At 41.7% G+C, this 26499-nt stretch carries 30 protein-coding genes; 3 read left to right on the top strand and 27 right to left on the bottom strand.

Annotation, left to right across the window (positions count from 1 at the left end; translation table 11 throughout):
• Positions 1-2: 2 nt before the first annotated feature.
• The 24 genes from HNR43_RS02360 to gpr all read right to left on the bottom strand — a co-directional run bounded on the left by HNR43_RS02360 (position 3) and on the right by gpr (position 21153).
• Entirely contained in the window at positions 3-146 is a 144-nt protein-coding gene (locus HNR43_RS02360; protein ID WP_183240925.1) for a YqzL family protein, read from the bottom strand.
• A gap of 99 nt (positions 147-245) precedes the next feature.
• Entirely contained in the window at positions 246-1154 is a 909-nt protein-coding gene (gene era, locus HNR43_RS02365) for a GTPase Era (protein ID WP_183240927.1), read from the bottom strand.
• A 66-nt stretch (positions 1155-1220) separates the two neighbouring features.
• Entirely contained in the window at positions 1221-1607 is a 387-nt protein-coding gene (locus HNR43_RS02370; protein ID WP_281380316.1) for a diacylglycerol kinase family protein, read from the bottom strand.
• Between the two features lie 6 nt (positions 1608-1613).
• Entirely contained in the window at positions 1614-2081 is a 468-nt protein-coding gene (gene ybeY, locus HNR43_RS02375) for an rRNA maturation RNase YbeY (protein ID WP_183240932.1), read from the bottom strand.
• A 56-nt stretch (positions 2082-2137) separates the two neighbouring features.
• Positions 2138-3100 carry a PhoH family protein gene (locus HNR43_RS02380; RefSeq protein WP_183240934.1) on the bottom strand — a complete coding sequence of 321 codons (963 nt, stop codon included), beginning with the start codon at positions 3098-3100 and terminating at the stop codon, positions 2138-2140.
• Positions 3101-3103: 3 nt separating this feature from the next.
• Positions 3104-4291 (bottom strand): sporulation protein YqfD, encoded by a 1188-nt coding sequence (gene yqfD, locus HNR43_RS02385; RefSeq protein ID WP_183240936.1) that lies wholly within the window; start codon positions 4289-4291, stop codon positions 3104-3106.
• Positions 4292-4302: 11 nt separating this feature from the next.
• On the bottom strand, positions 4303-4587 hold the full coding sequence (gene yqfC, locus HNR43_RS02390) for a sporulation protein YqfC (RefSeq protein ID WP_183240939.1): 285 nt from the start codon (positions 4585-4587) through the stop codon (positions 4303-4305).
• A 53-nt stretch (positions 4588-4640) separates the two neighbouring features.
• Positions 4641-4970 carry a hypothetical protein gene (locus tag HNR43_RS02395; RefSeq protein ID WP_246346219.1) on the bottom strand — a complete coding sequence of 110 codons (330 nt, stop codon included), beginning with the start codon at positions 4968-4970 and terminating at the stop codon, positions 4641-4643.
• A 10-nt stretch (positions 4971-4980) separates the two neighbouring features.
• Entirely contained in the window at positions 4981-5970 is a 990-nt protein-coding gene (gene floA / locus HNR43_RS02400; RefSeq protein WP_183240944.1) for a flotillin-like protein FloA, read from the bottom strand.
• Entirely contained in the window at positions 5967-6629 is a 663-nt protein-coding gene (locus HNR43_RS02405; protein WP_183240947.1) for an NfeD family protein, read from the bottom strand. The genes floA and HNR43_RS02405 overlap by 4 nt, the downstream gene beginning before the upstream one ends.
• Positions 6630-6720: 91 nt before the next feature.
• Positions 6721-7164 carry a GatB/YqeY domain-containing protein gene (locus HNR43_RS02410; RefSeq protein ID WP_003393899.1) on the bottom strand — a complete coding sequence of 148 codons (444 nt, stop codon included), beginning with the start codon at positions 7162-7164 and terminating at the stop codon, positions 6721-6723.
• A 14-nt stretch (positions 7165-7178) separates the two neighbouring features.
• Entirely contained in the window at positions 7179-7352 is a 174-nt protein-coding gene (gene rpsU, locus HNR43_RS02415) for a 30S ribosomal protein S21 (protein WP_003393897.1), read from the bottom strand.
• A gap of 100 nt (positions 7353-7452) precedes the next feature.
• Positions 7453-8805, bottom strand: coding sequence for a tRNA (N(6)-L-threonylcarbamoyladenosine(37)-C(2))-methylthiotransferase MtaB (mtaB, locus tag HNR43_RS02420; protein ID WP_183240950.1), 1353 nt, complete (start codon positions 8803-8805; stop codon positions 7453-7455).
• Positions 8806-8815: 10 nt separating this feature from the next.
• Positions 8816-9565 carry a 16S rRNA (uracil(1498)-N(3))-methyltransferase gene (locus HNR43_RS02425; protein WP_183240952.1) on the bottom strand — a complete coding sequence of 250 codons (750 nt, stop codon included), beginning with the start codon at positions 9563-9565 and terminating at the stop codon, positions 8816-8818.
• A gap of 14 nt (positions 9566-9579) precedes the next feature.
• A complete protein-coding gene (prmA, locus tag HNR43_RS02430; protein WP_183240954.1) occupies positions 9580-10518 on the bottom strand; it encodes a 50S ribosomal protein L11 methyltransferase in 939 nt (312 codons plus the stop codon).
• Positions 10519-10541: 23 nt separating this feature from the next.
• Positions 10542-11663, bottom strand: a complete 1122-nt coding sequence (dnaJ, locus tag HNR43_RS02435) for a molecular chaperone DnaJ (protein WP_183240956.1) — start codon at positions 11661-11663, stop codon at positions 10542-10544.
• Between the two features lie 131 nt (positions 11664-11794).
• Positions 11795-13612: a molecular chaperone DnaK gene (gene dnaK / locus HNR43_RS02440; protein WP_183240959.1), complete on the bottom strand. Its 1818-nt coding sequence runs from the start codon at positions 13610-13612 to the stop codon at positions 11795-11797.
• A gap of 13 nt (positions 13613-13625) precedes the next feature.
• A complete protein-coding gene (gene grpE / locus HNR43_RS02445; protein ID WP_183240961.1) occupies positions 13626-14210 on the bottom strand; it encodes a nucleotide exchange factor GrpE in 585 nt (194 codons plus the stop codon).
• Positions 14211-14276: 66 nt separating this feature from the next.
• Positions 14277-15311 carry a heat-inducible transcriptional repressor HrcA gene (gene hrcA, locus HNR43_RS02450; protein ID WP_183240963.1) on the bottom strand — a complete coding sequence of 345 codons (1035 nt, stop codon included), beginning with the start codon at positions 15309-15311 and terminating at the stop codon, positions 14277-14279.
• Positions 15312-15388: 77 nt separating this feature from the next.
• On the bottom strand, positions 15389-16531 hold the full coding sequence (gene hemW, locus HNR43_RS02455; protein ID WP_183240965.1) for a radical SAM family heme chaperone HemW: 1143 nt from the start codon (positions 16529-16531) through the stop codon (positions 15389-15391).
• Between the two features lie 47 nt (positions 16532-16578).
• Positions 16579-18405 carry a translation elongation factor 4 gene (gene lepA, locus HNR43_RS02460; RefSeq protein ID WP_183240968.1) on the bottom strand — a complete coding sequence of 609 codons (1827 nt, stop codon included), beginning with the start codon at positions 18403-18405 and terminating at the stop codon, positions 16579-16581.
• Positions 18406-18499: 94 nt separating this feature from the next.
• Complete coding sequence (locus HNR43_RS02465; RefSeq protein ID WP_183240970.1) at positions 18500-18805, bottom strand: YqxA family protein; 306 nt, start codon at positions 18803-18805, stop codon at positions 18500-18502.
• 9 nt (positions 18806-18814) lie between these two features.
• Complete coding sequence (gene spoIIP, locus HNR43_RS02470; RefSeq protein WP_425486515.1) at positions 18815-19984, bottom strand: stage II sporulation protein P; 1170 nt, start codon at positions 19982-19984, stop codon at positions 18815-18817.
• A 65-nt stretch (positions 19985-20049) separates the two neighbouring features.
• Positions 20050-21153, bottom strand: a complete 1104-nt coding sequence (gene gpr, locus HNR43_RS02475) for a GPR endopeptidase (protein ID WP_183240972.1) — start codon at positions 21151-21153, stop codon at positions 20050-20052.
• Positions 21154-21345: 192 nt separating this feature from the next.
• Between gpr and rpsT the strand changes: the two genes are divergently transcribed.
• Both rpsT and HNR43_RS02485 read left to right on the top strand, forming a co-directional pair.
• Positions 21346-21612 carry a 30S ribosomal protein S20 gene (gene rpsT / locus HNR43_RS02480; RefSeq protein WP_004889444.1) on the top strand — a complete coding sequence of 89 codons (267 nt, stop codon included), beginning with the start codon at positions 21346-21348 and terminating at the stop codon, positions 21610-21612.
• 57 nt (positions 21613-21669) lie between these two features.
• Positions 21670-22350: a Crp/Fnr family transcriptional regulator gene (locus tag HNR43_RS02485; protein ID WP_183240974.1), complete on the top strand. Its 681-nt coding sequence runs from the start codon at positions 21670-21672 to the stop codon at positions 22348-22350.
• An 8-nt stretch (positions 22351-22358) separates the two neighbouring features.
• On the opposite strand, the gene holA is transcribed toward HNR43_RS02485, so the two are convergent.
• Positions 22359-23339: a DNA polymerase III subunit delta gene (holA, locus tag HNR43_RS02490; RefSeq protein ID WP_425486516.1), complete on the bottom strand. Its 981-nt coding sequence runs from the start codon at positions 23337-23339 to the stop codon at positions 22359-22361.
• A gap of 239 nt (positions 23340-23578) precedes the next feature.
• Here holA and HNR43_RS02495 point away from each other — a divergent pair, with 239 nt between their 5' ends.
• On the top strand, positions 23579-23713 hold the full coding sequence (locus HNR43_RS02495) for a YqzM family protein (protein ID WP_003393868.1): 135 nt from the start codon (positions 23579-23581) through the stop codon (positions 23711-23713).
• A gap of 48 nt (positions 23714-23761) precedes the next feature.
• Here HNR43_RS02495 and HNR43_RS02500 read toward each other — a convergent pair whose 3' ends face one another.
• Together HNR43_RS02500 and HNR43_RS02505 are read right to left on the bottom strand one after the other, a co-directional pair.
• A complete protein-coding gene (locus HNR43_RS02500; RefSeq protein ID WP_183240978.1) occupies positions 23762-25996 on the bottom strand; it encodes a DNA internalization-related competence protein ComEC/Rec2 in 2235 nt (744 codons plus the stop codon).
• 18 nt (positions 25997-26014) lie between these two features.
• Complete coding sequence (locus HNR43_RS02505; protein WP_183240980.1) at positions 26015-26482, bottom strand: ComE operon protein 2; 468 nt, start codon at positions 26480-26482, stop codon at positions 26015-26017.
• Between the last annotated feature and the right edge of the window lie 17 nt (positions 26483-26499).

A 26499-nucleotide genomic window follows, 5' to 3' on the forward strand; every position in this document is an offset into this window, starting at 1 on the left:
AGTTACAGGACGTGATAATCTCGTTCAGTTAAACGATACGTTGCATCGCTCGCTTGCTCTTGCATTTCGCGTTCTAGCTCCTTAAATAACAAATACGTGTCAATATTCCCTGTTCGACTAAATAGTTCCCAGGTAAAATCGAGCATCGAACCACACCTTTCTCTTGTTAGTTGACGGTGATTGAGCAGCTCACTTGTAGTTTGCCCGTTTGTCGCTGTCACGATGTCTTTTAAAATTTTACAGTGTTAATATTCATCTTCACGATAGCCAAGGTCTCGCAACTGTGCCATTTTATTGCGCCAATCTTTTTGTACTTTGACCCATAACTCTAAAAACACTTTTGAACCGAGTAGCGCTTCAATATCGACGCGCGCTCGCTGACCGATTTCCTTTAACATTTGACCGCGCTTGCCGATGATAATTCCCTTTTGCGAATCGCGCTCGACAATAATGGTGGCTGCGACATATACTGTGTCGCTATTTTCTCGACGTTCAATGGAGTCGATGACAACCGCAATGGAATGTGGCACTTCTTCGCGCGTTAAATGAAGCGCTTTTTCGCGAATGAACTCAGCGATAATAAATCGCTCTGGGTGATCGGTCACTTGATGGGCAGGATAATATTGCGGTCCTTCAGGCAAGTAGTTTTTAATTTGTTGCAACAACGTTTCCACGTTGTTCCCTTGCAACGCTGAAATAGGAATCACTTCGGCAAACGAATGGAGTGAGCGATATTGCTCAATCAGCGGCAATAGATCGTCAGGATGTACTTCATCAATTTTATTAATGACTAAAAACACCGGTGTTTGCACTTGTTTTAAACGTTCAATGATAAACTCATCGCCGCGACCGAGCCCTTCGACAGCATTCACCATAAATAAAATTAAATCAACTTCTTGCAACGCGCTTTGCGCTACTTTCACCATAAAGTCGCCAAGCTTATGTTTCGGCTTATGAATGCCTGGCGTATCAATAAAAATGATTTGAGCGTCATCTGTTGTGTACACACCTTGAATTTTATTGCGCGTCGTTTGTGGCTTATCGCTCATAATCGCAATTTTTTGCCCGATGACGCGATTTAAAAATGTAGATTTCCCTACATTTGGTCGTCCGATAATTGCTACGAATCCTGATTTATATCCTTCTCGAACCATAGAGACCTCCATCGCATAAATTATGCTTGCTTTTTATTTTACCAAAATATGAACACGATTTCACTACTATTTATGAAAATGTAAAGAATTTTTAAAAAATACATACAAATAAGGTAAGAAAATGGAAATACCAATGATAATAGACAGAAAAGCGAAGAAGAGCACGGCACCGGCCGCTAAATCTTTTGCTTCTTTCGCTAACGGCCGATACTCATCCGTCACTAAATCGATTGTCCGTTCAATTGCACTGTTGACGATTTCTAAGCTAATGACTGCCCCGATCGTCAAAAGCAACACGAGCCATTCCGTTTTCGTGATACGAAACACCGTTGCAGCAACGATAACAGCAATCATTGCTACTAAATGAATGCGCATATTTCGTTCATTACATACGGCAAGACGAATGCCATTTAAGGCATATAACACGCTAGCGACAAATCGCTTCCCATGCATCATCGCTCATCTCGTTAAACCGAATTGTTGTAATAATTGTTCTTGTTTCGCAAACATCACTTTTTCCCCTTCTTCCGTTTCATGATCATAGCCAAGCAAATGTAAAAAGCCGTGTATTGCTAAAAAACCAAGCTCACGCATAAACGAATGACCGTATTGTTCTGCTTGCTCGCGTGCTTTTGGCACGGAAATAATAATATCCCCCAGTACAGGTGGCACATCCGCACCGACAATTTCGATTTCTTCTTCGCCCATTTCTTCAAGCGCAAACGAAATGACATCTGTCGGTTGATCTTTTCCGCGATAATCGCGGTTGATTTCGCGAATTTTTTCATTGTCAACAAACGTGACGCTCACTTCTGCGCCATCTCGTACGTTTTCTTCCTTTGCGGCATGTTGCAATAACCGTTCAATAAGCTCAATTTGTTGTTCTGTTATTTCATTCGTTTCATCCATAAAGTCGATTATTAACATACTCTTCCCTCTCTTTGTTAAAGTGCAAAAAGGACCTACGTGGGCGCAGGTCGCATTTACATTCCAGCATCTTCATATGCGGCGATAATTTTGCCGACAAGTGGATGGCGTACAACATCAGCTTGCTCTAAAAAGACAAATGAAATTCCGCTTACATTCGTCAAAATGTCTTTTGCAATCGCAAGCCCAGAACGAACACCTTTTGGTAAATCGACTTGCGAAATATCGCCAGTAATCACCATTTTCGAGCCGAAGCCAAGGCGTGTTAAAAACATTTTCATTTGCGAAGGCGTTGTATTTTGTGCCTCGTCTAAAATGACAAACGCATCATCTAACGTTCGCCCGCGCATATAGGCAAGCGGAGCAATTTCAATTGCACCGCGTTCAATTAATCGTTGCGTATGTTCGTGACCAAGCACGTCATGAAGTGCATCGTAAAGCGGACGTAAATATGGATCAACTTTCTCCTTTAAATCCCCTGGCAAAAAGCCTAAATTTTCCCCTGCCTCCACAGCTGGACGCGTTAAAATAATCCGCTTGACTTGTCCGTTTTTTAACGCTTGTACAGCCATCACAACGGCTAAGTACGTTTTTCCCGTTCCTGCTGGCCCGATGCCAAAAATCAAGTCGTGGCGCTGGATAGCAGAAACGTATTGACGCTGGCCGAGCGTTTTGACGCGAATCGCTTTTCCTTTTGCATTTTTTCCAATTTCTTCATTGTAAAGTTCAACGAAGTAAGAAATCGTTCCGTTTTTCGCCATTTGTAGGGCATAAAGCACATCCCGCTCACCAATGACGATCCCTTTGCGAATGACAAGCAACAAATGGCGAAGCAATTCATCAACAAGCTCAATATGCTGTTTGCTTCCTGACACGCTTATCGCTTCTCCACGCGTCACAATCGAAACACCGAGTTCTTGCTCAATGCGCTTTAAATGAACATCGTGCGTACCAAACAAAGCAAGCGCTTCATCTGCATTTTGTACGTTAGGATAAATCGTGACAAACTGTTCCGACATTCCTCAGTCTCCTTGAATAATTGGTTGTGGTGTCGCAATGTTTTCAATGACTTGGTAATGCATTTCTACTTTTACTTTACCATTCTCTCTCGCCTCATGCAAAACTTTTTCACCTTGAATGATCGCATCCGCAGGTAGCTGTCGCTTTAACTGGTCACGAGCGATTTGTTTTGCGACCGCTTTTGCCTGTTCATATGAATATTCACGAACAGCGACTTCTTTTTCTCGCCACACTACTTTTTCATAGCGAATCGGTAACGTCCACGTCAAGAAACGAAACGTTCTTTCATCGACTTGTTTTTCGAATTGTGAAAACTGTTCTTTATGATTCCAAAAAAACGGAATTTTCCACGACCAAAAACGAACATAATGTGTTTCGCGCTTTTTCCCTGTCAACATATAAAACGTTGTTTTCATCGGAACGACCACCGTAGACTTGTACCACGTCTCCCCTAAAATTTGACCGCGCGCTGGCACGATCTCCGTTTGTCCTTCTTTCCCAATAAAACCAGAAACAAGCAACTGTCCTGGAACAACATGATCATTCACTTCTACAACCGCTTGACCTTGCTCAACAAACATATACGTAATGACCGCTTTTTTCTTTGCAACAAGATGTTGTGGCGTATTCGATTTCGTTTGTGTCGGTTGCTTTTTTTCAACGACTTGGCAATATAGCGTTGTTCCACGCCATTCAACACCAATCCATGTCACTGTGTCCATATTATTTATTAACGTACGCTGGATCGTTTCAGGACTCGGAATAACAAACTGTAGCGCACCACGTTCAACCCCTATTTTTTTTAATTGTTGCCTCACAGTATGTTCCACCGCTGGATTCGCTCCTGTTATTTCAATGCGCCAAATCATATTAGACAATAAAAAAACGATGCACATAAAAGCAACTAATCCGACAACGATACCACTATTTTTCCATGACGCTTTCAACCAAAACGGTACCCCTCGCCGTTCGAGAACATATAACTTACATCCGCTCTTTCGCATCGCTGCTCGCACATGACGAATATCGCGAAGAAACATATAACACGTGAGCGAGCTTTCGTCCTCTCGCCTCACGTTCCATACGTATATTCCTCGGCGTGTAAAATCATTTAATAACCGTTCTAATCCTTTTCCAACAATACGTATGCGCAAATTGCCTGACATTCGATACACCCATTCGTTTTTCACACCCGCCCCCCCTATTCTTCTAAATATAATACTTGGCTAATTTTCCCTTCGAGCAAAATTTCTTCTGGCAAAATCGTTTTAATGCTAAACGCTTCTCCTTTAACAAGTAGTTGCCCGTTTTTTAACAATAAGCGTAATTCACGATCTGTAAACAAAAGCAAACCGCGATGGTTTTCTATGTAGATATGAATATGTCCAATCATCGTAATGCGGGGGAGATCAGCGACAACATCCGCAGGTAGCTCCATTTGATTTGTTAACCATTGTCGCATGTTGTTTTTCCATTTTCCGATCATAAACAAAACCCCCTTTCATCTCATATGTATGAGCGAAATGGGGGTTATAGCACTTATTTTCTACCGTACGGACGCTTTGCGCGCGGTGGGCCAAGCACTTCTGAAAAAATCACACCTTGTACGAGCGGATGCGTCGGTAATTGTCTTGTTTTTGCTTGTTGCTCAATCATTTGCTGTGGCACAATAATTTCTCGCTCTTTCTTAACTTCACGTCTTGTTTCTAGCTCTATTTCTTTCACAACAGCAGTCGGTTTTTGTTGTTGCTGTTGTTTTTGTTCAATCGTTTCCTGTACTGTTTTCATTCTTTTTCCAATCCATGAAACAAATGCAACTAAAACAAAGACAACAAATAAGTTGTTAAGAAGCCAATCGATTAGCACCATCATTTATTCCTCACTTTTTTTCTTCGTCTGGGCTTTGTGTGAGTTTCCCAATCGAATCACGCATATTCGTGTCCGCCATAATGTTTTTTAAGTTCATGTAATCCATGACACCGAGCTTGCCAGAACGGAGCGCTTCTGCCATCGCAAGCGGCACTTGTGCTTCTGCTTCAATGACTTTTGCCTGCATTTCTTGAACGCGTGCTTTCATTTCTTGTTCAAGTGCAACGGCCATTGCACGACGTTCTTCCGCCTTCGCTTGCGCAATTTTTTTATCTGCTTCGGCTTGGTCTGTTTGTAATTCTGCACCAATATTTTTTCCAATGTCAATATCGGCAATATCGATCGATAAGATTTCAAATGCAGTTCCTGAATCTAATCCTTTAGCTAATACCGTTTGAGAAATCATATCTGGGTTTTCAAGTACTTTTTTATGGTCGTCTTGAGAGCCAATTGTTGATACAATACCTTCACCTACACGTGCAATAATTGTTTCTTCTCCTGCTCCACCCACTAATCGATCAATATTTGCTCGTACAGTAATACGAGCTTTCGCCTTTACTTCAATTCCATCCATTGCGACACCAGAAATAAACGGTGTTTCAATGACTTTTGGATTGACGCTCATTTGAACAGCTTCTAGTACGTTTCGTCCTGCTAAATCAATGGCGGCACAACGTTCAAACGTCAAATTAATATTTGCGCGTTGTGCAGCAATTAAGGCATTAACGACACGGTCGACATTTCCACCTGCTAAATAATGGCTTTCTAACTGATTAATCGTTACATCTAACCCTGCTTTTTTCGCCTTAATTAACGGATTAATAACACGCGATGGAATGACGCGACGCAATCGCATGCCGATAAGCGTAAAAATGCTAATTGGAACGCCGGAAGCAATGGCAGAAATCCAGAGCATAACCGGAACGAACGAAAAAAATACAGCTAACAATACAAGTCCTAACGCAATTGCAATGATAAATAAAAGTTGATCTGGCGTCATACGATTTCCTCCTCTTTTTTACATTCTCGAACAACAATTTTTAGCCCATCTACATGAATAACTTCAATCGGACGATTTCGCTCTATATATTCCCCTTCCGTGACGACATCTACACGTTCACGATCAATGAGCGCTGTTCCTGATGGCCGCAATACAGTAAGTGACACTCCGCGCTTTCCCATCAAATCAATGCGCGCTTCATGGGACACATATCCCTTTTCGTTTCGCTGTTCATCGGTCAGCACAATTTTTTCAAAAAGAGCCATTTTCTTTTTACTAACCCGACTAAGCCATAATCCCATCATGAGCGCACTAACGACGGCTATCGATAAAGAAACGGTAATAAATGGGGAATGCTTAGCTGCTAAAAATAAGCTCCACACGAGCGTACTCACTCCAGCAACACCGATTACCCCACCTGGCACAAACAACTCAATGACTAACAAAATAAGACCAATACCAAATAATATAATTGCCCCGACACTTGTTAAACCAGCTGCTAAATGCGATGAAAAAAATAGCAAAAAGCAAGCGAGGCTTCCCGTTCCTTTCCAGCTCCAGCGCGCATCGTATAATTGCCAAACAAACAACACGCTGCCGGCGATGAGTAAAAGCGCAGCAAGGAACGGATGCGTGAAAGCAATAATGAAACCGGCCATCGTTTTTCCTCCTTTCACCTTTTATATGTACGTATGAAAGGAAAAAAAGTTTCAAAAACAGAAAAACGCCTTACGATATCGTAAGGCGTTTTTAACTCAAATGTTGTTGAACAAGTTTGTTTACGAGCGAGCCGTCTGCTTTTCCTTTCACTTTCGGCATGATCGCTCCCATCACTTTACCCATATCCGCTTTTGAGGAAGCGCCCACTTCTGCAATCGTTTCTTTGACGATTTGCACAAGCTCTTCTTCGCTCAACTGCTTCGGCATGTAAAGTTCAAGAACCGTAATTTCTTCCTTAACTTTATCAACAAGGTCTGTGCGACCAGCTTTTTCAAATTCCTGGAGGGAGTCTTTACGCTGTTTTAATTCGCGAGAAAGTACGGTTAATTCTTCATCTTCGGTCAACGTTTTGCCAAGTTTAATCGCTTCATTTTGTAAGGCGGATTTCACCATGCGAATGACCGACAATTTGTCCTTCTCTTTGTTTTTCATCGCTTGCTTCATATCATTGTTCAAACGTTCGAGAAGACTCATAAATACACCCTCTTTTAATATTTGCGCTTTCTAGCCGCTTCAGACTTTTTCTTGCGTCTTACGCTTGGCTTTTCATAGAATTCGCGCTTTCTTGCTTCTTGTAACGTACCTGTTTTTGAAACTGCACGTTTGAAGCGACGAAGAGCATCTTCAAGCGACTCGTTTTTACGAACGATCGTTTTCGACATCCTACTTCCCTCCCTCCGAACAAAACCGCTAATCCTTGGTACATGTTAGAACATGTACTTTCAAAGTATAATATAACCAAGTTCATAAGTCAACTTCTTTTTATGAGCTTAACCGAATGTTTTCATGAACATCATCGATGACGCGAACAAATTCCCCTTCGTTATATGGATAACCTGCTTTTGTAATTTTCACTTTCACAAGTTTACCCACCATTTCTTCTGTTGCTGGGAACTTCACTTTTAAATAGTTATCCGTATAACCGACGTATAATCCGCTCGTTAGATCTTCTTTATAAGGCTCTTCTGGAATGATTTCAAGCACTTGTCCTTCAAACTTTGAAGCGTACTCTTTCGCTAATTGATCGGAAAGTGCGATTAAACGATGTACGCGTTCGTTTTTTATTTCTTCCTCGACCTGATCTGGCATTCTCGCGGCCGGTGTGCCCGTCCGTTTCGAGTACGGGAAGACATGTAACTCAGAAAAACGCTGCTCGCGAATAAATTCGTATGTCTCCATAAATTCTTCTTCGGTCTCACCTGGGAAACCAACGATGACATCTGATGTAACAGCTAAGTCTGGAAATACTTCACGTAAACGTGCTAGTCTCTCCGCGAAAAATTCGGTTGTATATTTGCGACGCATCCGCTTTAACACCGTATTTGAACCAGATTGCAGCGGAATGTGTAAATGACGGACGATTTTATCGGACTGTTTTAATACCGCAATGACCTCATCTGTAATTTGGCTCGCTTCAATCGATGAAATACGCAATCGTTTTAATCCTTTCACTTGTTCATCGATATCGCGCAACAGCATGGCGAAATTGTAATCTTTCATATCTTCACCATATCCGCCTGTATGAATGCCAGTCAATACAATTTCTTTATAGCCTGCATCAACGAGTTGTTGTGCCTGACGAATAACTTCTTTCGGGTCGCGTGAGCGCATTAAACCGCGCGCCCATGGGATAATACAAAACGTGCAAAAGTTATTGCATCCTTCTTGAATTTTCAGCGATGCGCGTGTTCGATCCGTAAACGCAGGCACATCAAGCTCTTCATATACGCGTGTTTTCATAATGTTGCGCACACCGTTAATTGGCTGACGTTGTTGTTTAAACTGCTCAATGTACTCTAAAATTTTGCCGCGATCTTGTGTACCGATGACAATATCGACGCCTGGAATCGCCATAACTTCTGCAGGAGACGTTTGCGCATAACAGCCCGTTACACAGACGACCGCATCAGGATTGCGGCGCACTGCACGACGAATCACTTGGCGACTTTTTTTATCCCCTGTATTCGTTACTGTGCACGTATTTATAACGTATACATCGGCGTGGCTTTCAAAATCTTTTCGCTCGTATCCCGCTTGTTTAAATAACTGCCAAATCGCTTCTGTTTCGTAATGATTCACTTTGCATCCTAACGTATGGAATGCAACCGTTGGCATGTATATCACCTCACTTAAGTTCCCATTCATAAGATACTGCTGATAATGCGTATAACGGCGCCGTCTCCGCCCGTAAAATGCGCGGTCCAAGACTACATGCGACAAACCCATGTTCTTTTAATAGCGCAACTTCTTGCTCAGATAGTCCGCCCTCTGGTCCAAAAACGACGAGGAGAGTGTCCCCATTGTTCATCGTTTGAAGAAGATGAGCAAACGAACGATGGTTTCCTTCTTTCGCCTCTTCTTCATATGCGATACATTTATAATTGATATCGCGCGCCCATGCAATGAGTTCACGAATCGTCATCGGAGCATAAACAGATGGCATATAAGCCCTGTGCGATTGTTCAGCCGCTTCTTTCACGATTTTTTGCCAACGTTCCACTTTTTTATCGCCTTTTTTCTCGTCCCATTTGACGATCGAACGAGAGGTGATGAGCGGAAGAAATCCTTTTGCTCCAAGCTCTGTTCCTTTTTGTAAAACGAGTTCGTATTTATCTCCTTTTAACAATCCGCTTGCGATATATACGTGCACAGGAAGTTCAACATTTGTCTCTATCCATTGTATAATACGGCAGCGAACAAAATCATTGGAAATTTGTTCGATCTCGCAAAGCATCGTTTCACTACGTTCATTACAACAAAGAAGGCGATCACCTTCATTCATACGCATCACCCGTCCAATATGATGGACGTCATCGCCAGAAATCATGACGTGATCGCCAACGATTTGCTCGTTACGTACAAAATATCGTTGCAACACGAACACCCTTTTTATTGTTTTTTTGCAATAAACGCAACCCAATCTTCCATTGTCAACGTTTCTTCAATTGCAAAACCAGCGCGAAGTAGCCCTTCCTTTACTTCTTGTTTTTTTGTTTGAATGATACCTGATGTAATAAATACCCCACCTGAACGCAACAGGCGATACGCATCATCGACAAAACGAAGAATAATTTCAGCTAAAATGTTTGCGACGATAACATCTGCTTGTTCATCCATTCGATCAAGTAAATTATTTTGCGAAACGGTCACGACATCGTGTACTTTATTCAACTTCACGTTCAATTTTGCACTTTCTACCGCAACCGGATCTAAATCGAGCGCATGGACACGTTTGGCACCTAACATCGCAGCAGCAATGCTTAAAATACCGGATCCTGTACCGACATCAACGACTGTATCTCCTTCTTTAACCGTTTTTTCAAGCGCTTGAATACACATGACTGTTGTCGGATGCGTCCCTGTGCCAAACGCCATGCCCGGATCTAATTCAATAATTAATTCATCGCTTGAAACCGGTTCATACGTTTCCCATGTCGGAACGATCGTAAATCGCTCAGAAATTTTAACTGGGTTGTAATACTTTTTCCACGCCGTCGCCCATTCTTCTTCATTCACTTCACTAATTGTAATTTTATTTCGTCCGATATCAATGTTATATAACATTAAGTTATTAATTGCTTGTTTAATTTCTTCGACCGTCTCACCTAAAAAACTATTCACCGGTAAATACGCTTTAATAATAACGCCTTCTTCGGGGTAATCGTCAGGATTGAGTTGGTAGATTTCCCCGTAAGTCGTTTCACGCTCTTTCGTTAGTTCAAATGGATCTTCAATGACAACGCCACCTGCACCTGCTTCATGTAAAATATTTGAAATCGCCTCGACCGCTTCGTGTGTTGTATGAATACTTATTTCTGACCATTTCATAATCTACCAACTCCTCCTTCACGTTACTCCCCTTTAAATGCTCGCTTCACTTTTGCAAAAAAGCTGTCTTCTTGGCCATTCCCTTGACTGAGTTGTTCAAATTCACGCAATAATTGTTTTTGACGTTCCGTTAATTTCGTTGGTGTGACGACACGTACGCGAATATGTTGATCTCCTTTTCCATACCCATGCACATTCGGTACTCCTTTTCCTTTTAAACGGAATTTTGTACCTGTTTGCGTACCAGCTGGAATTTTCAACTTTACTTTTCCGTACAACGTCGGCACTTCGATATCTGCACCGAGCGCTGCTTGCGTAAATGTAATTGGCATTTCACAATAAATGTCATCGCCATCGCGTTCGAAAAACTCATGTGGTTCAACATGGAAAACGATGTACAAATCCCCTGATGGTCCACCGTTGATTCCTGGTTCTCCTTGACCTGCTAAACGTAATTGCTGACCATCATCGACACCAGCAGGAATTTTGACATGAATTTTTTTCCGTTTTTTCACACGACCTGTTCCATGACATGTTGTACATTTCTCTTTAATCCACTGCCCTGTTCCGCCGCAATGATGACAAACGCGTCGATTTACGATGCGGCCAAATGGCGTTGCTTGTTCAATCGTTAATTGCCCTGTTCCGTGACAATGTGCGCACGTTTCTTTTTTCGTTCCTGGTTTCGCCCCTGAACCGTGACACGTATCACACGTTTCTTCACGTGGAATTTCAATATTTGTTTCTTTTCCGAATACCGCTTCTTCAAACGTCAAACGCATCGTATATTGCAAGTCTGCCCCTGCACGCGGCGCGTTCGGATCACGTCGGCGCCCACCGCCAAAAAAGCTACTGAAAATATCTTCGAAGCCACCAAACCCACCAAAATCAAAATCAGCACCGCCAAATCCGCCAAACTGCTGGTTCGGATCTGTATGACCAAACTGATCGTAATGAGCACGCTTTTGATCGTCACTTAACACTTCATATGCTTCTTTAATTTCTTTAAACTTTTCTGCTGCATCGGGCGCTTTATTAATATCTGGATGATACTGTTTTGATAACTTCCGATATGCTTTTTTAATTTCTTCCTTTGTTGCGTTTTTGCTTACACCGAGCACTTCATAATAGTCTCGTTTACTCATGATCACCCACTCCCGACTCGTTCACATGAACGTAATTTTATCATTGTCTCATCTTATTACGCAATATATTTGATGTTTCCATAGCAAAAAAGTCAAAGCCAAGGCAGGCCTGACTTTGACTTTTTGTTTGTTTACTTATCTTCTTTCACTTCTTCAAATTCGGCATCGACGACGTTATCGTCTTTTTTGCCTTCGCTTTGTTGAGTTTGCGCTTGCTTAGCTGCTTGCTCGTATAACTTAATTGAAAGCTGTTGTACAACTTCTTGAAGCGCATTTTTCTTCGTGCGAATGTCTTCGATATCTTTTCCTTCAAGCGCTGCTTTCAACGCATCTTTTGCTTCTTGTGCTTTTTTCACATCCGCTTCGTCTACTTTTCCTTCTAATTCTTTTAATGTCTTTTCTGTTGTGAAAATGAGATGGTCTGCTTCGTTGCGAAGTTCCACTTCTTCTTTCCGCTTCCGATCCGCTTCTGCATTTTCTTCCGCTTCTTTAATCATGCGTTGAATTTCTTCTTCAGAAAGACCAGAAGAAGATTTAATTGTAATAGACTGTTCTTTATTTGTACCTAAGTCTTTTGCACGCACGTGCACAATACCATTTGCGTCAATGTCAAATGTAACCTCAATTTGCGGCACACCGCGCGGAGCTGGCGGAATATCTGTTAATTGGAAGCGACCGAGCGTTTTGTTGTCGGCAGCCATTGGGCGCTCACCTTGTAAAACGTGAATGTCTACCGCTGTTTGGTTGTCTGCTGCCGTCGTGAAAATTTGTGATTTACTTGTTGGAATCGTTGTGTTGCGCTCAATTAATTTTGTGAAGACGCCACCCATTGTTTCAATACCGAGTGAAAGAGGTGTTACGTCTAATAATACGACGTCTTTCACATCACCAGCAATAACGCCTCCTTGGATCGCAGCACCAATTGCAACGACTTCATCTGGGTTTACTCCCTTATGCGGCTCTTTACCGATCTCTTTTTTGATCGCTTCTTGAACGGCAGGAATGCGCGTTGAACCACCAACAAGAATGACTTTGTCGATATCCGCAGGCGTCAATCCAGCGTCTTTTAACGCTTGGCGAACAGGTCCCATCGTACGTTCAACTAAGTGAGCGGACAATTCTTCAAACTTCGCACGCGTTAATGTCATTTCTAAGTGAAGTGGACCGTTTTCGTTTGCGCTAATAAACGGCAACGAAATTTGTGTTTGCATGACGCCTGAAAGTTCTTTTTTCGCTTTTTCTGCCGCGTCTTTTAAGCGTTGCAACGCCATTTTGTCTTTCGATAAGTCAATGCCATGTTCTTTTTTGAATTCTTCAACTAAATAATCGATGATGACTTGGTCAAAGTCGTCACCACCGAGATGGTTGTCACCAGCCGTTGCTTTAACTTCGAATACACCATCACCTAATTCAAGAATCGATACGTCAAACGTACCGCCACCTAAGTCGTAGACGAGAATCGTTTGATCTTCATCCATTTTATCTAATCCGTACGCTAATGCTGCCGCTGTCGGCTCGTTAATAATACGCTCGACTTCTAAGCCAGCGATGCGACCCGCATCTTTTGTCGCTTGACGTTGTGCATCGTTAAAGTAAGCTGGAACGGTAATGACCGCACGTGTCACAGGCTCACCTAAATATGCTTCTGCATATGATTTTAAGTATTGTAAAATCATCGCAGAAATTTGTTGTGGCGTATATTCTTTTCCTTCGATTTGTACTTTATAGTCTGTACCCATATGGCGTTTAATTGAAATGATTGTATTTGGGTTTGTGATCGCTTGACGTTTTGCGACTTCACCAACTAAACGCTCACCGTTTTTAAACGCAACGACAGATGGTGTCGTGCGACCTCCCTCTGGGTTTGGAATAACTTTTGGTTCACCGCCTTCTAATACAGCGACGCAAGAGTTTGTTGTACCTAAGTCAATACCGATAATTTTGCTCATACATAATCCCTCCCTATTGATTTACTTTAACCATTGCCGGTCGAATGACACGATCTTTTAGTTTGTAACCTTTTTGAAACTCTTCAACGACGGTGTTTGGTTCATAGTTTTGATCGTCGACTTGCATCACCGCTTGATGCACATGCGGATCAAACGGTTTTCCGACCGATTCAATCGCTTCGACACCTTCTCTCTTTAGCGCTTCAATTAACGCGCGATAAACCATTTCCATTCCTTGCAGTAACGATTTTGCTTTTTCATCTTCTACTTGTACTTGTAATGCGCGTTCAAAGTTATCTAAAATCGGCAACAAATCAGAAACTAAGCTTTGAGCACGATATTTTTCAGCAGCTTCCATATCTAAACGCACACGACGACGATAATTGTCAAAATCAGCATGTAAACGAAGATAACGATTTTCTGTTTCCGCTAACTTCGCTTCTAATTGAGCAATTTTCTCGTAGGCAAGTGATAACTCGTCTTTTTCTTCTTGTTGTACCTCTTCACTTTGCATTTGCTCTTCTTGCGCTTGCGCATTTTGTGCGTCTTCATTTTGTTGCTCAACCGTTTCATCATATGTACGCTGTTCTTTCTCCATCTTCTCACCTCCCTCAAACACTTGAAAAGCGGATGGGGAAATTCCCCATCCATAATATTGACATCGCTAATCTTTTTGATACCACATCGTTAATACGTTCGATAAGTCGGTCGCAACAAGATTCAACAATGAGATGACGCGCGAATATTCCATACGAGTTGGACCAAGAACAGCAATTGTGCCTAGTTTCTCTCCACCGACAGAATATGTCGCAGTAATCAAACTACAGTTTTCCATTCCTTCGACGTCGTTTTCCGTTCCAATTTTCACTTGGACACCTTGTTGTTTATGCTTTCTTAACAAACGATAAAACTCTTTTTCTTGCTCAATGACGTTAAATAAAGCACGAAGCTTATCAATGTCATTAAATTCTGGTTGACGAAGCATATTCATTTTTCCGCTTAAAAACATTTGTGCAGGCGCATTTAAATCTAAAGAAGTAGAAATCATACGCAACATGTGGTCGTAGCTTCGGATGTGTTCACGCAGAACATGCGCAACTTCCGTTTGAATTTTATCTGTCAAATCTTCTAAAGGCACGCCCGCCAACCGATCGTTTAAAATGTTTACCATCTTTTCGACATCAGATGTCGGAATAGAAGGTGGGAGCGTGACGACATGCTTTTCGACATACCCTGTATCTGTCACAATGATCGCAACAGCTGTTTCCGCATTCAGTGGAACAATTTGAATTGTTTTTAATTTATGTTCTTTCACTGAGGGGCCAAGCACAACCGTTGTATAGTTTGTTAAATCTGATAAAATTTGTGCCGATTTTTGAATAATTTTTTCTAGTTCATATATTTGCTCATTAAAAATCGAGCGAATCGTTTGTACATCTTTTTGTGTTAATCGGAAAGGCGGCAACAAATGGTCAACGTAATACCGATACCCTTTCTGAGACGGAACGCGGCCAGAGGAAATATGTGTTTTTTCGATAAAGCCAAGTTCCTCTAAATCAGCCATCTCATTGCGAATGGTAGCCGAACTAAACGTAATTTGTTCCTTTTTTGATAACGTCCGCGAACCAACCGGTTGCCCTGAACGAATAAAATCATCGACAATAATTTTTAAAATTAACAATTGGCGATCTGTTAGCAACGCTCATCACCTCTGTTAGCACTCTAATAAAGCGAGTGCTAAATCTACTATTAAGGTATCAAATTGCACTTGTCATGTCAAGATGAAACGCCAAGAAACGACTGAAATACTTCATTTCCTAGCAGTTTGCCGCGATGTGTGAGAAAAATAGCTTCATCTGTCTCCTCAAGTAATCCGTTTTGTTTTTGTAACGCAATCGCTTCGTCAAAGACAGCATGTACCGTTTTTCCGTAACGTTGGAAAAATTCGTCCTTGTTTATTCCCTCGATTTTCCGCAAACCGAGAAACATATGCTCTTCCATTTCTTCTTCTTTTGACACAACATGTGTATCTACATAAGGGAGTTGGTCTTGTTGAATGAGTTGAATATATTTTTTAATCGGTCCCGCGTTTACGTATCTTACGCCGTTCATATAACTATGCGCTCCCGCACCAAATCCGTAGTAGTACTCATTATTCCAATATGTCATATTATGACGGCTATAAAACCCGTTTTGTGCATAATTGCTTAATTCGTACTGTTTATACCCATGTTGTTCCATTTGTTCCATAATGATTTCGTACATATATGCTTCTTCTTCTTGACTCGGTAACGGCAATATATTTTTTTTCATCAAATTGTAAAAAACCGTTTTTGGCTCAATAATTAATGAATAGGCAGAAACGTGTTGAATAGGTAATGAAAACGTCATGTGCAACGTTTCTTTTAGTTGATCGATCGTTTGTGTCGGTAATCCGTACATTAAATCGATATTTATATTATGAAAGCCGATTTTGTGCGCCTGCTCAATTGTGGCAATTGCCGTTTCCTGCGTATGTGTACGTCCAATGCGTGTTAGCAGCTCATCATCAAACGTCTGCACCCCAAAACTTAGGCGATTGACTCCCCATTGTTTGAGCACATGCAACTGTTCGTCACTCACTCCATCTGGGTTCGCTTCAACGGTAAACTCGACATTCGAAGCGAGCGGAACAATGCGATGAATAGCGCGCAATAATCGATCGAATTGTTTGGCGGTAAGCGACGTCGGCGTTCCTCCACCGATAAATACCGTTTGTAATCGTGACGTCGGGAAACGTTCAAACGTCCGCTCCATTTCGATGATTAACGCATCAATATAAGCATCAACCGGTTGCTGATGTAAAAATACTTTATTGAAATCACAATAATGGCAAATGTGCGTACAAAACGGAATATGAATATATGCTGCTTGAATCACTCGTTTCACCCTTTTCTATATAAAAAACCGCAGAATGGTTCTGCGGTTTATTTTTGATCGTCCATCTTTAATACAGCCATAAACGCTTCTTGTGGCACTTCAACAGAGCCGACTTGCTTCATGCGCTTTTTCCCTTCTTTTTGCTTTTCAAGCAACTTGCGCTTACGAGAAATGTCACCACCGTAACATTTCGCTAATACGTTTTTGCGTAACGCTTTAATCGTCGAACGGGCGATAATTTTATTACCGATCGCCGCTTGAACAGGGACTTCAAACTGTTGACGCGGGATTAAGTCTTTTAATTTTTCAACGATCACTTTTCCTCGATCGTACGCCGAGTCACGATGAACAATAAACGATAACGCATCAACTTTTTCACCGTTTAATAAAATGTCCATTTTAACAAGCTTAGATGGCTTATAGCCGATTAATTCATAGTCAAACGATGCATACCCTTTTGTACTCGATTTTAAAATATCAAAGAAATCGTACACGATTTCAGCAAGCGGTAATTCATACATCAATGTGACGCGCCGCTCGTCTAAATATTGCATATCACCAAAAATACCACGTTTCTTTTGACATAATTCCATGACAGGACCAACGTAATCGTTTGGCACCATGATTGTCGCACGAACATACGGTTCTTCCACACGTTCAATTTTTTGCGGATCTGGCATATTTGATGGATTATCGACAGCTAGTTCTGTTCCGTCTGTTAAATATACTTTATATACAACGCTTGGCGCTGTTGCAATAATGTCGATGTTAAATTCGCGCTCTAGACGTTCTTGAATAATTTCCATATGCAAAAGTCCTAAGAAGCCACAGCGGAAACCGAAGCCGAGCGCTTGTGACGTTTCCGGCTCAAACTGCAACGCCGCATCGTTTAATTGTAGCTTTTCTAATGCCTCACGCAAATCATTGTAGCGCGCTGTATCGATTGGATATAATCCGCAAAACACCATCGGATTTAAACGACGATACCCTGGAAGCGGTTCGCTTGCTGGATTGTCCGCATGCGTAATTGTATCCCCGACACGCGTATCGCTAACATTTTTTATGGACGCTGTTAAGTATCCGACATCTCCGACGGTCAATTCGTCAACGATTTTCGCTTTTGGCGTAAATACGCCAACTTCAACAACTTCAAACTCTTTTCCTGTCGCCATCATTTTAATTTTTTGACCTGCTTTTACCGTTCCTTCGACAACGCGAATATATGCGACAACCCCGCGATACGGGTCGTACAACGAATCAAAAATGAGCGCTTTAAGCGGTGCATCTGGATCTCCGGATGGAGCAGGGATTTTTTGAACAATTTGTTCTAAAATTTCGTCGATCCCAATGCCAACTTTTGCTGATGCCAACACCGCTTCGGATGCGTCAAGACCGATGACATCTTCAATTTCTTGTCGAACTCGTTCAGGGTCGGCACTTGGTAAATCAATTTTATTAATCACAGGCAAAATTTCTAAATTGTTATCAATCGCTAAATATACGTTCGCAAGCGTCTGTGCTTCAATACCTTGCGCCGCATCAACGACTAAAATCGCACCTTCACACGCCGCTAAACTACGCGAAACTTCGTACGTAAAATCGACGTGGCCAGGCGTATCAATCAAATGTAAAATGTAATCTTCTCCATCTTTTGCTTTGTAATGAAGCTGAACAGCGTTTAGCTTAATCGTAATGCCACGCTCACGCTCTAGCTCCATCGAGTCAAGCGCTTGTTCCTTCATTTCGCGTTCAGATAGCGCACCTGTCTTCTCGAGAATGCGATCAGCAAGCGTTGATTTGCCATGATCGATATGTGCAATAATCGAAAAGTTACGAATGCGATCCCTTCTTTTTAATCTTTCTTCACGATTCATCTATATTCCACTCCTATAATTTCCGAAATACGCTAGCTTTGATTATAACAACAACGTTTGCAATATTCAACGCAAAAAAAGAAAAGGCGGATCGTTATCCTGCCTTTTGCATCAATGAGAGCATTTGTTCAACGAGCGAATGAACGAGCGTGGCTAGCTTTTGACCTGCCTTCGAAAACATGTTAAACGCCTCAATTTGTTGCAGTTTTTCTTTTTTTTCTTCAATCGATTGCCCAAGGACGGTCGTTTCTTCTTTTGATACGTGTACAACCCTCTCAAGCGACGGATCGTTATACCCTTTCATTTTCCGCATTCCTTCGTTCGCTTGTTGCATGCCGAGCAATACCCCGACTAAAAAGATGACGGCGATGAGTAAACTTTGTATCGTAAATTTCACCATCTTACTCACCTACTTTTTTTCTGCTGGTTGTGTCGCATTCACTTTTTCCGCCTGCCAATAATATTCACTAAACACGTCAGCAACAGCCGATACTGTTCGATACAACTCTTGAAACGTGTTATCCACACCACCAAACTCAATTAAAATGGCGTTTTCCGATAAATCTTGATTGAATTTTCCATTTGTACCGACTCCTTTTTTCTCAAACGTACCACGGCTTAACCCTGGATATTTTTTTTCTAGTAACTCATGCAATTTCGTCACAAGCTGTAAATTTTTTTCATACTTCGCATTTTCCCCGCCGATAATAAACGACACTCGTGCATAGTCCACTCCGTTAATCGTCACCGTCGTATCATTGCGACGCCGAGAATCGCGGTGAATATCAATCAAGTATTGCACGTCACGATTGTTTGCCATTGCTTCAACGACTGTTTTACGCGACATATCATATGCTTGATAATATTCCATGTTATTTTTCAATAACTTACCTATAAAATCAGTCGTATCAACAACGGTACCAATGCCGCGCTTTTCTAACTCTTCCCCTAGTTTTTTACCGACTTTCGTCACATTCACAGTCGGATGATGAGCGAAGTTTGGATTCGTGACTCCTTTTAACGCTGGCAAATACGATTCTTGTGTATGTGTATGATAAATGTAGACTACTTTTTTTCCTCCCGTCGTTTGAGAAGGAGCAGGCGTCGGTGGCGTTTCTTCCTCCTGAAGCTGTTCTTGCGCAGCTTCACGCTCAGCAAGCAACACTTCTAAAGGAGGGGGCGATTCATATGGGATATTTGTAAAGTCCGTTCCTTCCCCAGCTAAAATAATTTCACTATCATACAACGAAAAACCAGGAAGCTCTCGCCCGAGCAAACTGCGCGGATCGTTCAAATTGACACTTGTCGTCATTTGAAAAAAATATTGAGAATACGGCAATTGTTGTTTATCTTTCGGCAACGTTTGACGAAAGTACACATTTTCAAAAGAAAGCAAATGTACAAGCGATTCCGTTGAAAACCGATTCGTCACTTCATGAACAGAAGAAGAAGAAAAGCGATATGTCGATGTCGCTGTCATCGTGGCGACAACTGTCAACGTCCCCATAAATGTAAACAAGATAAATACAAGCCACTTTTTTATACTTGTTCCGTGAACGGTCACCATCATTTTCATCACTTCACCCTTTCAAAGCTTGTCTACTCTATCAATATGACAACGCTTTGAAAGATAGAACGGAAAAACTAATGCGTATATGCCCCAACGTTTTCTTGATCAATCCGATGATGCAAAGCAGCGTTCAACCCGCTCGCCAATATGTTCGCCATTTCCTCGATAAATACATCCACTTCTTTTGGCGTTACCATTAAATTATGACCGATAGGAGCAAGCACTTCATAAATCAACCGCCGTTTTTCTTCTTCATCAAGCATACCTACCATGCCTAAAAAAACAGAGCGATCCGCTTCGCTTGGTAAATCTTCTTCCGTTAACTTTTTTTTCTTTCCAAATACGAGACTCGCTGGAGCAAGCGCACGAGCAGCTCGCTCGCCTTCCTTCATCTCGCGACCGAGATGTTTTAATAACAAATCAATCGTATCGCTTGCAATCGATACCGCATCAACAACAGTTGGCACACCAATTGCAATGACCGGAATACCTAACGTTTGCTTACTTAACTCTTTTCTTTTATTACCAACACCCGACCCTGGATGAATGCCTGTATCGGAAATTTGAATCGTCGCGTTTACTCGTTCGATCGAACGCGCGGCTAACGCATCAATCGCAACAATAAAATCCGGTTGAATTTTTTCGACAATCCCCGCAATCACATCGCTCGTTTCAATTCCGGTCATCCCCATCACTCCTGGAGCGAGAGCGCTCACTGAGCGAAATCCGTCTTGAACGCTTTCAGGCTGTAACTGAAATAAATGGCGCGTCACCAATAAGTTAGACACAGCTAATGGACCGAGCGCATCTGGTGTCACTTCTGCATTCCCTAGCCCAACGACAAGGCAACTAGCTTCTTTTGGAATGCCAAGTTGCTGTAAAAAAGCATGAAAATGTTTAGCAAATAGTTTTTCTACTTTTTGTTGTAAGTCGGTGTCTTGCGTTCGAATACCTTGCGCTTCAATCGTTAAATATTTTCCAGCTTTTTTCCCCAACGTTTTTGCGCCTTCTTCCGTCACTTCTACAAATGAAAAATGAACACCATCTTCTTCCCAGTCACGAATCAATACCCCTTCAAGCGAAGTTTCCTGCTTGCTTTGTAATCGTTCTTCAATCGCTATTTCATGCGCTTCAATCGCTAAATCCGTTCGTACACTATACGGTCGTAAATCGATCATACAGCTTCCTCCATGTATTTTTTATCATTTGTTTTATCCATTTTCCCCTTTTTTCATACAATCGTACTTTTCCGGCTTTGCCCTATTGCATAATTAAGAGCAGTTTGGTAGAATATCACTTGTTCTTATTGTTCATCGAACTGTCGCGTATTGAACGTATATATTTGCGATCGGTTAACGGAGGTGAAAAAAATGGCAAACATTAAATCTGCAATTAAACGTGCAAAAACAAGCGAAAAGCGTCGCGCTCATAACGCATCTATGAAATCAGCAATGCGCACTGCAATCAAAAAATTTGAAGCGCTTGTTGAGTTAAAAGACGTGGAAAAAGCAAAAGAAGCTTTCGCATTTGCAACGAAAAAAATCGACAAAGCGGCTAGCAAAGGCTTAATCCACAAAAACGCTGCAAATCGCTATAAATCACGTTTAGCGAAAAAATTAAACAGCATTACAGCATAATGAAAAAACAGCTTGTCATACGCGGCAAGCTGTTTTTCTGTTTGGGAGGGGGAACATATGCATTGGGTGAAAGAACAGTTAAAAACCATTTCTTTATTTTCTCAACTATCTGATGAAGAATTAGATGCGATTGTACATATTGCAACCGTCCGCACATGCCAACCGAAAACGATCGTCTTTATGCAAGGAGATCCGCTCGATCGTGTCTTTTTCATCGTCCGTGGTACAGTAAAAATTTACAAAACAGATGTTAGCGGAAAAGAACAAATTGTATCTATTTTGCACGAAGGAGAGATGTTTCCGCACACCGGCTTTTTTGGACGTGGTACATACCCAGCGCACGCTGAAATGATGAATGAAACGACGCTTATTGTCATTCCTATTGAACAATTTGAACAAACACTCATTTGTTATCCACAACTATGCATAAAGCTGTTTCGCATCATGGGAGAAAAAATTATTGAATTACAAACACGGTTAGAAGAACTTGTCTTTCACAATACAGCTGAACAATTAGCCCGACTTTTCATCCGATTAGCGAAAACAAGCGGCGTGTATGTCAACGGCCGTTATCGTTTAAAAGCGACGCTTACAACTCGCGAATTGGCTAATATGATCGGCACCGCACGCGAAACAGTCAGTCGTGTACTCAGCCAAATGAAACAGCAAGGCTTCGTAACAACGGATGACAACGGCTACTATATCATTGATGTCGATGCGCTACAACAAAAGCGGTAGATTGTTCTCTACCGCTGTAACTTCAAAAAAAATAACTGCAACAACAACTGTTTATCCATCGCACTACTTTTGAGTGCATAATCCGTTTCAGCTAAATCATATAAAATGTGCATCAACTGCTGTTCTGAAAATCCGCTCGCATAACTTGCCGCCATTTTTACACGAAATGGATGAACACCTAACATCGAGGCAATTTGTTGTTGACCATATCCTGTTTTCATCAGTTCTTTCACTTCATAAATGAGCCGAAATTGGCTAGCCAACAATGCGACAAGCTTAATCGGCTCTTCATTTTGGCGCAATAAATCTTGCAATGTTTGTAGTGCAGCTGAAATGTTGCGTTTGGCGATTTGCTCTACAAGGGTAAATACGTTTTGTTCAAGTGTACGCGATACAAGCAATCGAACATCGTCAGCTGTAATGGAACGACGCTCAGCAAAAAGCGTAAGCTTTTCTATTTCGTTTGCTAATGTCGCTAAATCCGTGCCTGCTAATGTAAGCAATACGTCAATCGCATCATCATCAATTTGACATTGCCCTTTTACCCATTGTTTTAATTCTTTTTCATTCAACGGTTTCGCAACGATAACATGCGCTTTTTTTAATAATGCTTTCGTCACTTTTTTTCGCTCATCGAGTTTTTCATACGGACCGACAAAAATGACGCTTGAAAACGGAGCAGGTTTCTCAATATAAGTCTCCAGCCGTTTCACGTCGTGCTCTACTTTTTCTTTTCCTTTTTCCGCTGTTAAAAAATATGGATGTTTGACGATCACAACTTTCCTCTCTCCAAAAAACGGAAGCGTTTCTGCATCTTCAAGCGCTACTTCAATCGGCGTTTCTTCGCAATCATATGTACTGACGTTCCATTCACGCTCTTCGTCTGACAACGCATGACGAATGATTTGTTCATGGGCTTGTTTTATTAAAAAATGCTCCGTACCATATATAACATACAGTTGTTCCATGTTCTCTTCCCCATTCTTCATCGACTTTCTTTAAAGAACATACAACGTTTCGAAGCATTTTACAAGGGAGTTAGCAAACGAAAGTTGCCAACTCCCATTTATTTAAACGTTGGAAAACAAGCCCTAGGAACTTATTTGTCCAACGGGTATCATTATCTTTTCCGATCTGGCGCGAACTATTTGTGACAACTGTTGTCAACGATGTAGATTTTCTTTCATTTTTCCCTTATACTAATGGTGAGAAAATAGGAGGGATGGTCATGAACGAATTTGAAAAAAACGTTCAATGTACGCGCAACGATGCCGTTGATTCGGCTGTTGGCTTCATCGTATCATTCGGCTTTTTCGCCACCATGTTCATTATCGCCACACTTGTAAAATTTTTCGGCGCATAATGAACGTCCAAAAGAGATTGCTTGTTGCAGTCTCTTTTTTCTTGTATGTTATGGTGAGAACGTCTGAATGGTGCTTATCCGCTTATGAAAACGAATCACGATCGCTCCTTGTTCATCAGTACGAAATATGCGCACGCGATAATGACGTAAACGTTCGATGACTTCACGATGCGGATGACCATATCGGTTGCGTCGTCCGACTGAAATAAGTGCCAATTTCGGACGTATATGCCGTAAAAACGGTTCAGATGTTGACGTTTTACTTCCATGATGCCCTACTTTTAATATGTCGACTGGCAATGACGGGTACGTTCTCATAATTTGTTGCTCCCCTTTTTCTTCTAAGTCACCTGTAAATAGCCAGTATGCTCCCCCCATCAATGCATACAACACAATCGAACTGTCGTTTGTCGTCTCTTCATTTCCAAATGGAGAGAGAATGTAAAATTGCGCTTTCCCAACCGTCCAACGATTACCACTTTTCACCATTTGTACACGTGTTCCTTTATTTATCGCTTGCTTCATCACCGATTGTATGAAATCGTTTCGTTGCATGCCAACGATTAATTTTTGCACACGAACGGCATCGAATATATCGTTTGCATCCCCCATATGATCAAAGTCACCGTGTGTTGCAATGAGCGCATCAAGCGTGCGGACTCCTTTTGCTTTCAAAAACGGAACGATGACGTCTTCACCGACGCGAAACGATTGCTTCCTTTTTCTCCACGGCTCATCGCCAAATGACATCGTTCCGCCCGTATCAATCATATAAATCGCCTTTCGATACGGCAGTTCAATATATATACTATCTCCTTGCCCAACGTCTAACATGACGACTTCACCGCTCGGACGAAAAAACGGCCAAATAAAATGTGCGATCATAACAAAAATAAATGAAAAACGAAAAACAACCGCGCGCTTTCCGTATTCGAAAGAAAGAAAAAAAAGGAAAATGGAGATGATATAAGCAACAAGCAACAACAGTGGCGGACGACCGAGCGTAAGCACGAATGTATCGGCTAGTGCAAGAACAAGAGCGTTCGCATACTCAATCACAACTGTCAGTACATATATGATGAAAGAACTAACAAATGGCATAAACAAGTGGATAAGCAATGCTAAAAAGGAAAGTGGCAAAATAATAAACGAGTAAAGTGGAACAAAGATGATATTTAACGGAATGGATAAAAAAGACACTTCATAAAAATGATAAAGCAAAAGCGGTAATGCACTTATTTGCGCAATGAAGGACGTCATGAACAATCGGCGAACACTAGAGGATTCGTTTTGAATGAACGAAGAGCAAATAATTAAGGCAAAACAAACGAGAAAAGATAATTGAAAACCAAGATGGAATACTGTATACGGGTCTTTTCCTAATAAAATGAGGCAAGCGATACTTAACGCATCAAGCGTACGAAGACGAGAGGAAAAAAGGAGAAAACAGCTTGTCATGATGGCCGCACGCATCACTGACGGAGCAGCACCGGCTAAAACAGCATACAGCGGAATACATCCAAGCAATATGATCGTCGCCCGTTCCCTTGGAATGCCGAAGCGAATAAATAAGTAAAAACAACCACCGACGAGCAACGTCATATGCAAACCCGAAATCGCGAGTAAATGAATAAGTCCTAACTTTTGATAACCCGCCAACACCGTTGGCTCTATCTCGCTCCGTTCACCGTAAATCAACGCTTGCATAAACGCACTTACGTCATCTGGAAAATAATGTTGAATGTAGCGAATGCCTTGTTGTCGAATCATTTGTAATCGTTCTATCCATGTCACATTTGTACGCATACAACGTTCAAGTGAAGCTGGGCGAACGATCCAATGAATGTGTTGGTAAAACAAATAACGACGATAATTGAAGGCATACGGATTTGTCGGCAAAGAAGGGCGTTCAATCGTTCCTTTTAATAAGCACGCTGTCCCAATTTGAATGTCTTCCCATTTTCGTTTTTCCTCTTCTGTTCGAAGACGGTAGGCGAGTTGCAATCGTTCCTTTTGCCATTGGACAGTCGTTTTCACTTGATCGCCGTCAATATAAATCGGGGCAATAAATCGGACAAAAAATGTCGTTTCATTCCCTGAAAGCGTTGTCACATTATGCGCATCGACCCATTTGCTCCATAACGAGAAAAACAAATAACAACATACACAAGCGAAAAACAACTCCCGCTTCCTCCAAAGTAAAAAGAAACTGTACACAAATGATAATACAAAACAAACAGGTGATTTCGTTAGCATAGACAAGACGGCCAAAACGGCCGCCATCGCCACATAAACGATACGTCATCTCCCCTTTGCATGTAAAAATGTTGGAATCGAGTTTACATCAAACGGGACGTGCTTTACCGTTACTCCAGACTGTTCGAACAATTGCAAAGCAAACGGGTGGTTTTTATAGTCGTTCGCATAATACACAGCTTTCATCCCGCTTTGAATAATCGCTTTGCAACATTGTAAACAAGGAAAGTGGGTAACGTATATTTCCGCCCCTTCCGTTGGCACACCGAACTTCGCACATTGTAAAATGGCATTCATTTCTGCATGAATGGTGCGCACGCAATGGTTGTCGATCACATAACATCCTTCATCGATACAATGCGCTCCACCTGCGATCGAACCGTTATATCCCCCGGCAATAATGCGCTTATCGCGCACAATTGTTGCCCCGACAGCTAGCCTCGTACACGTGCTACGCAACGCTAATAAATGGCTTTGAGCCATAAAATATTGATCCCATGTAATTCGCTCCATCTACTTCTCCCCCTTGT

Origin of the sequence: Anoxybacillus mongoliensis, assembly GCF_014201515.1 — a bacterium.
Classification (GTDB): domain Bacteria; phylum Bacillota; class Bacilli; order Bacillales; family Anoxybacillaceae; genus Anoxybacillus; species Anoxybacillus mongoliensis.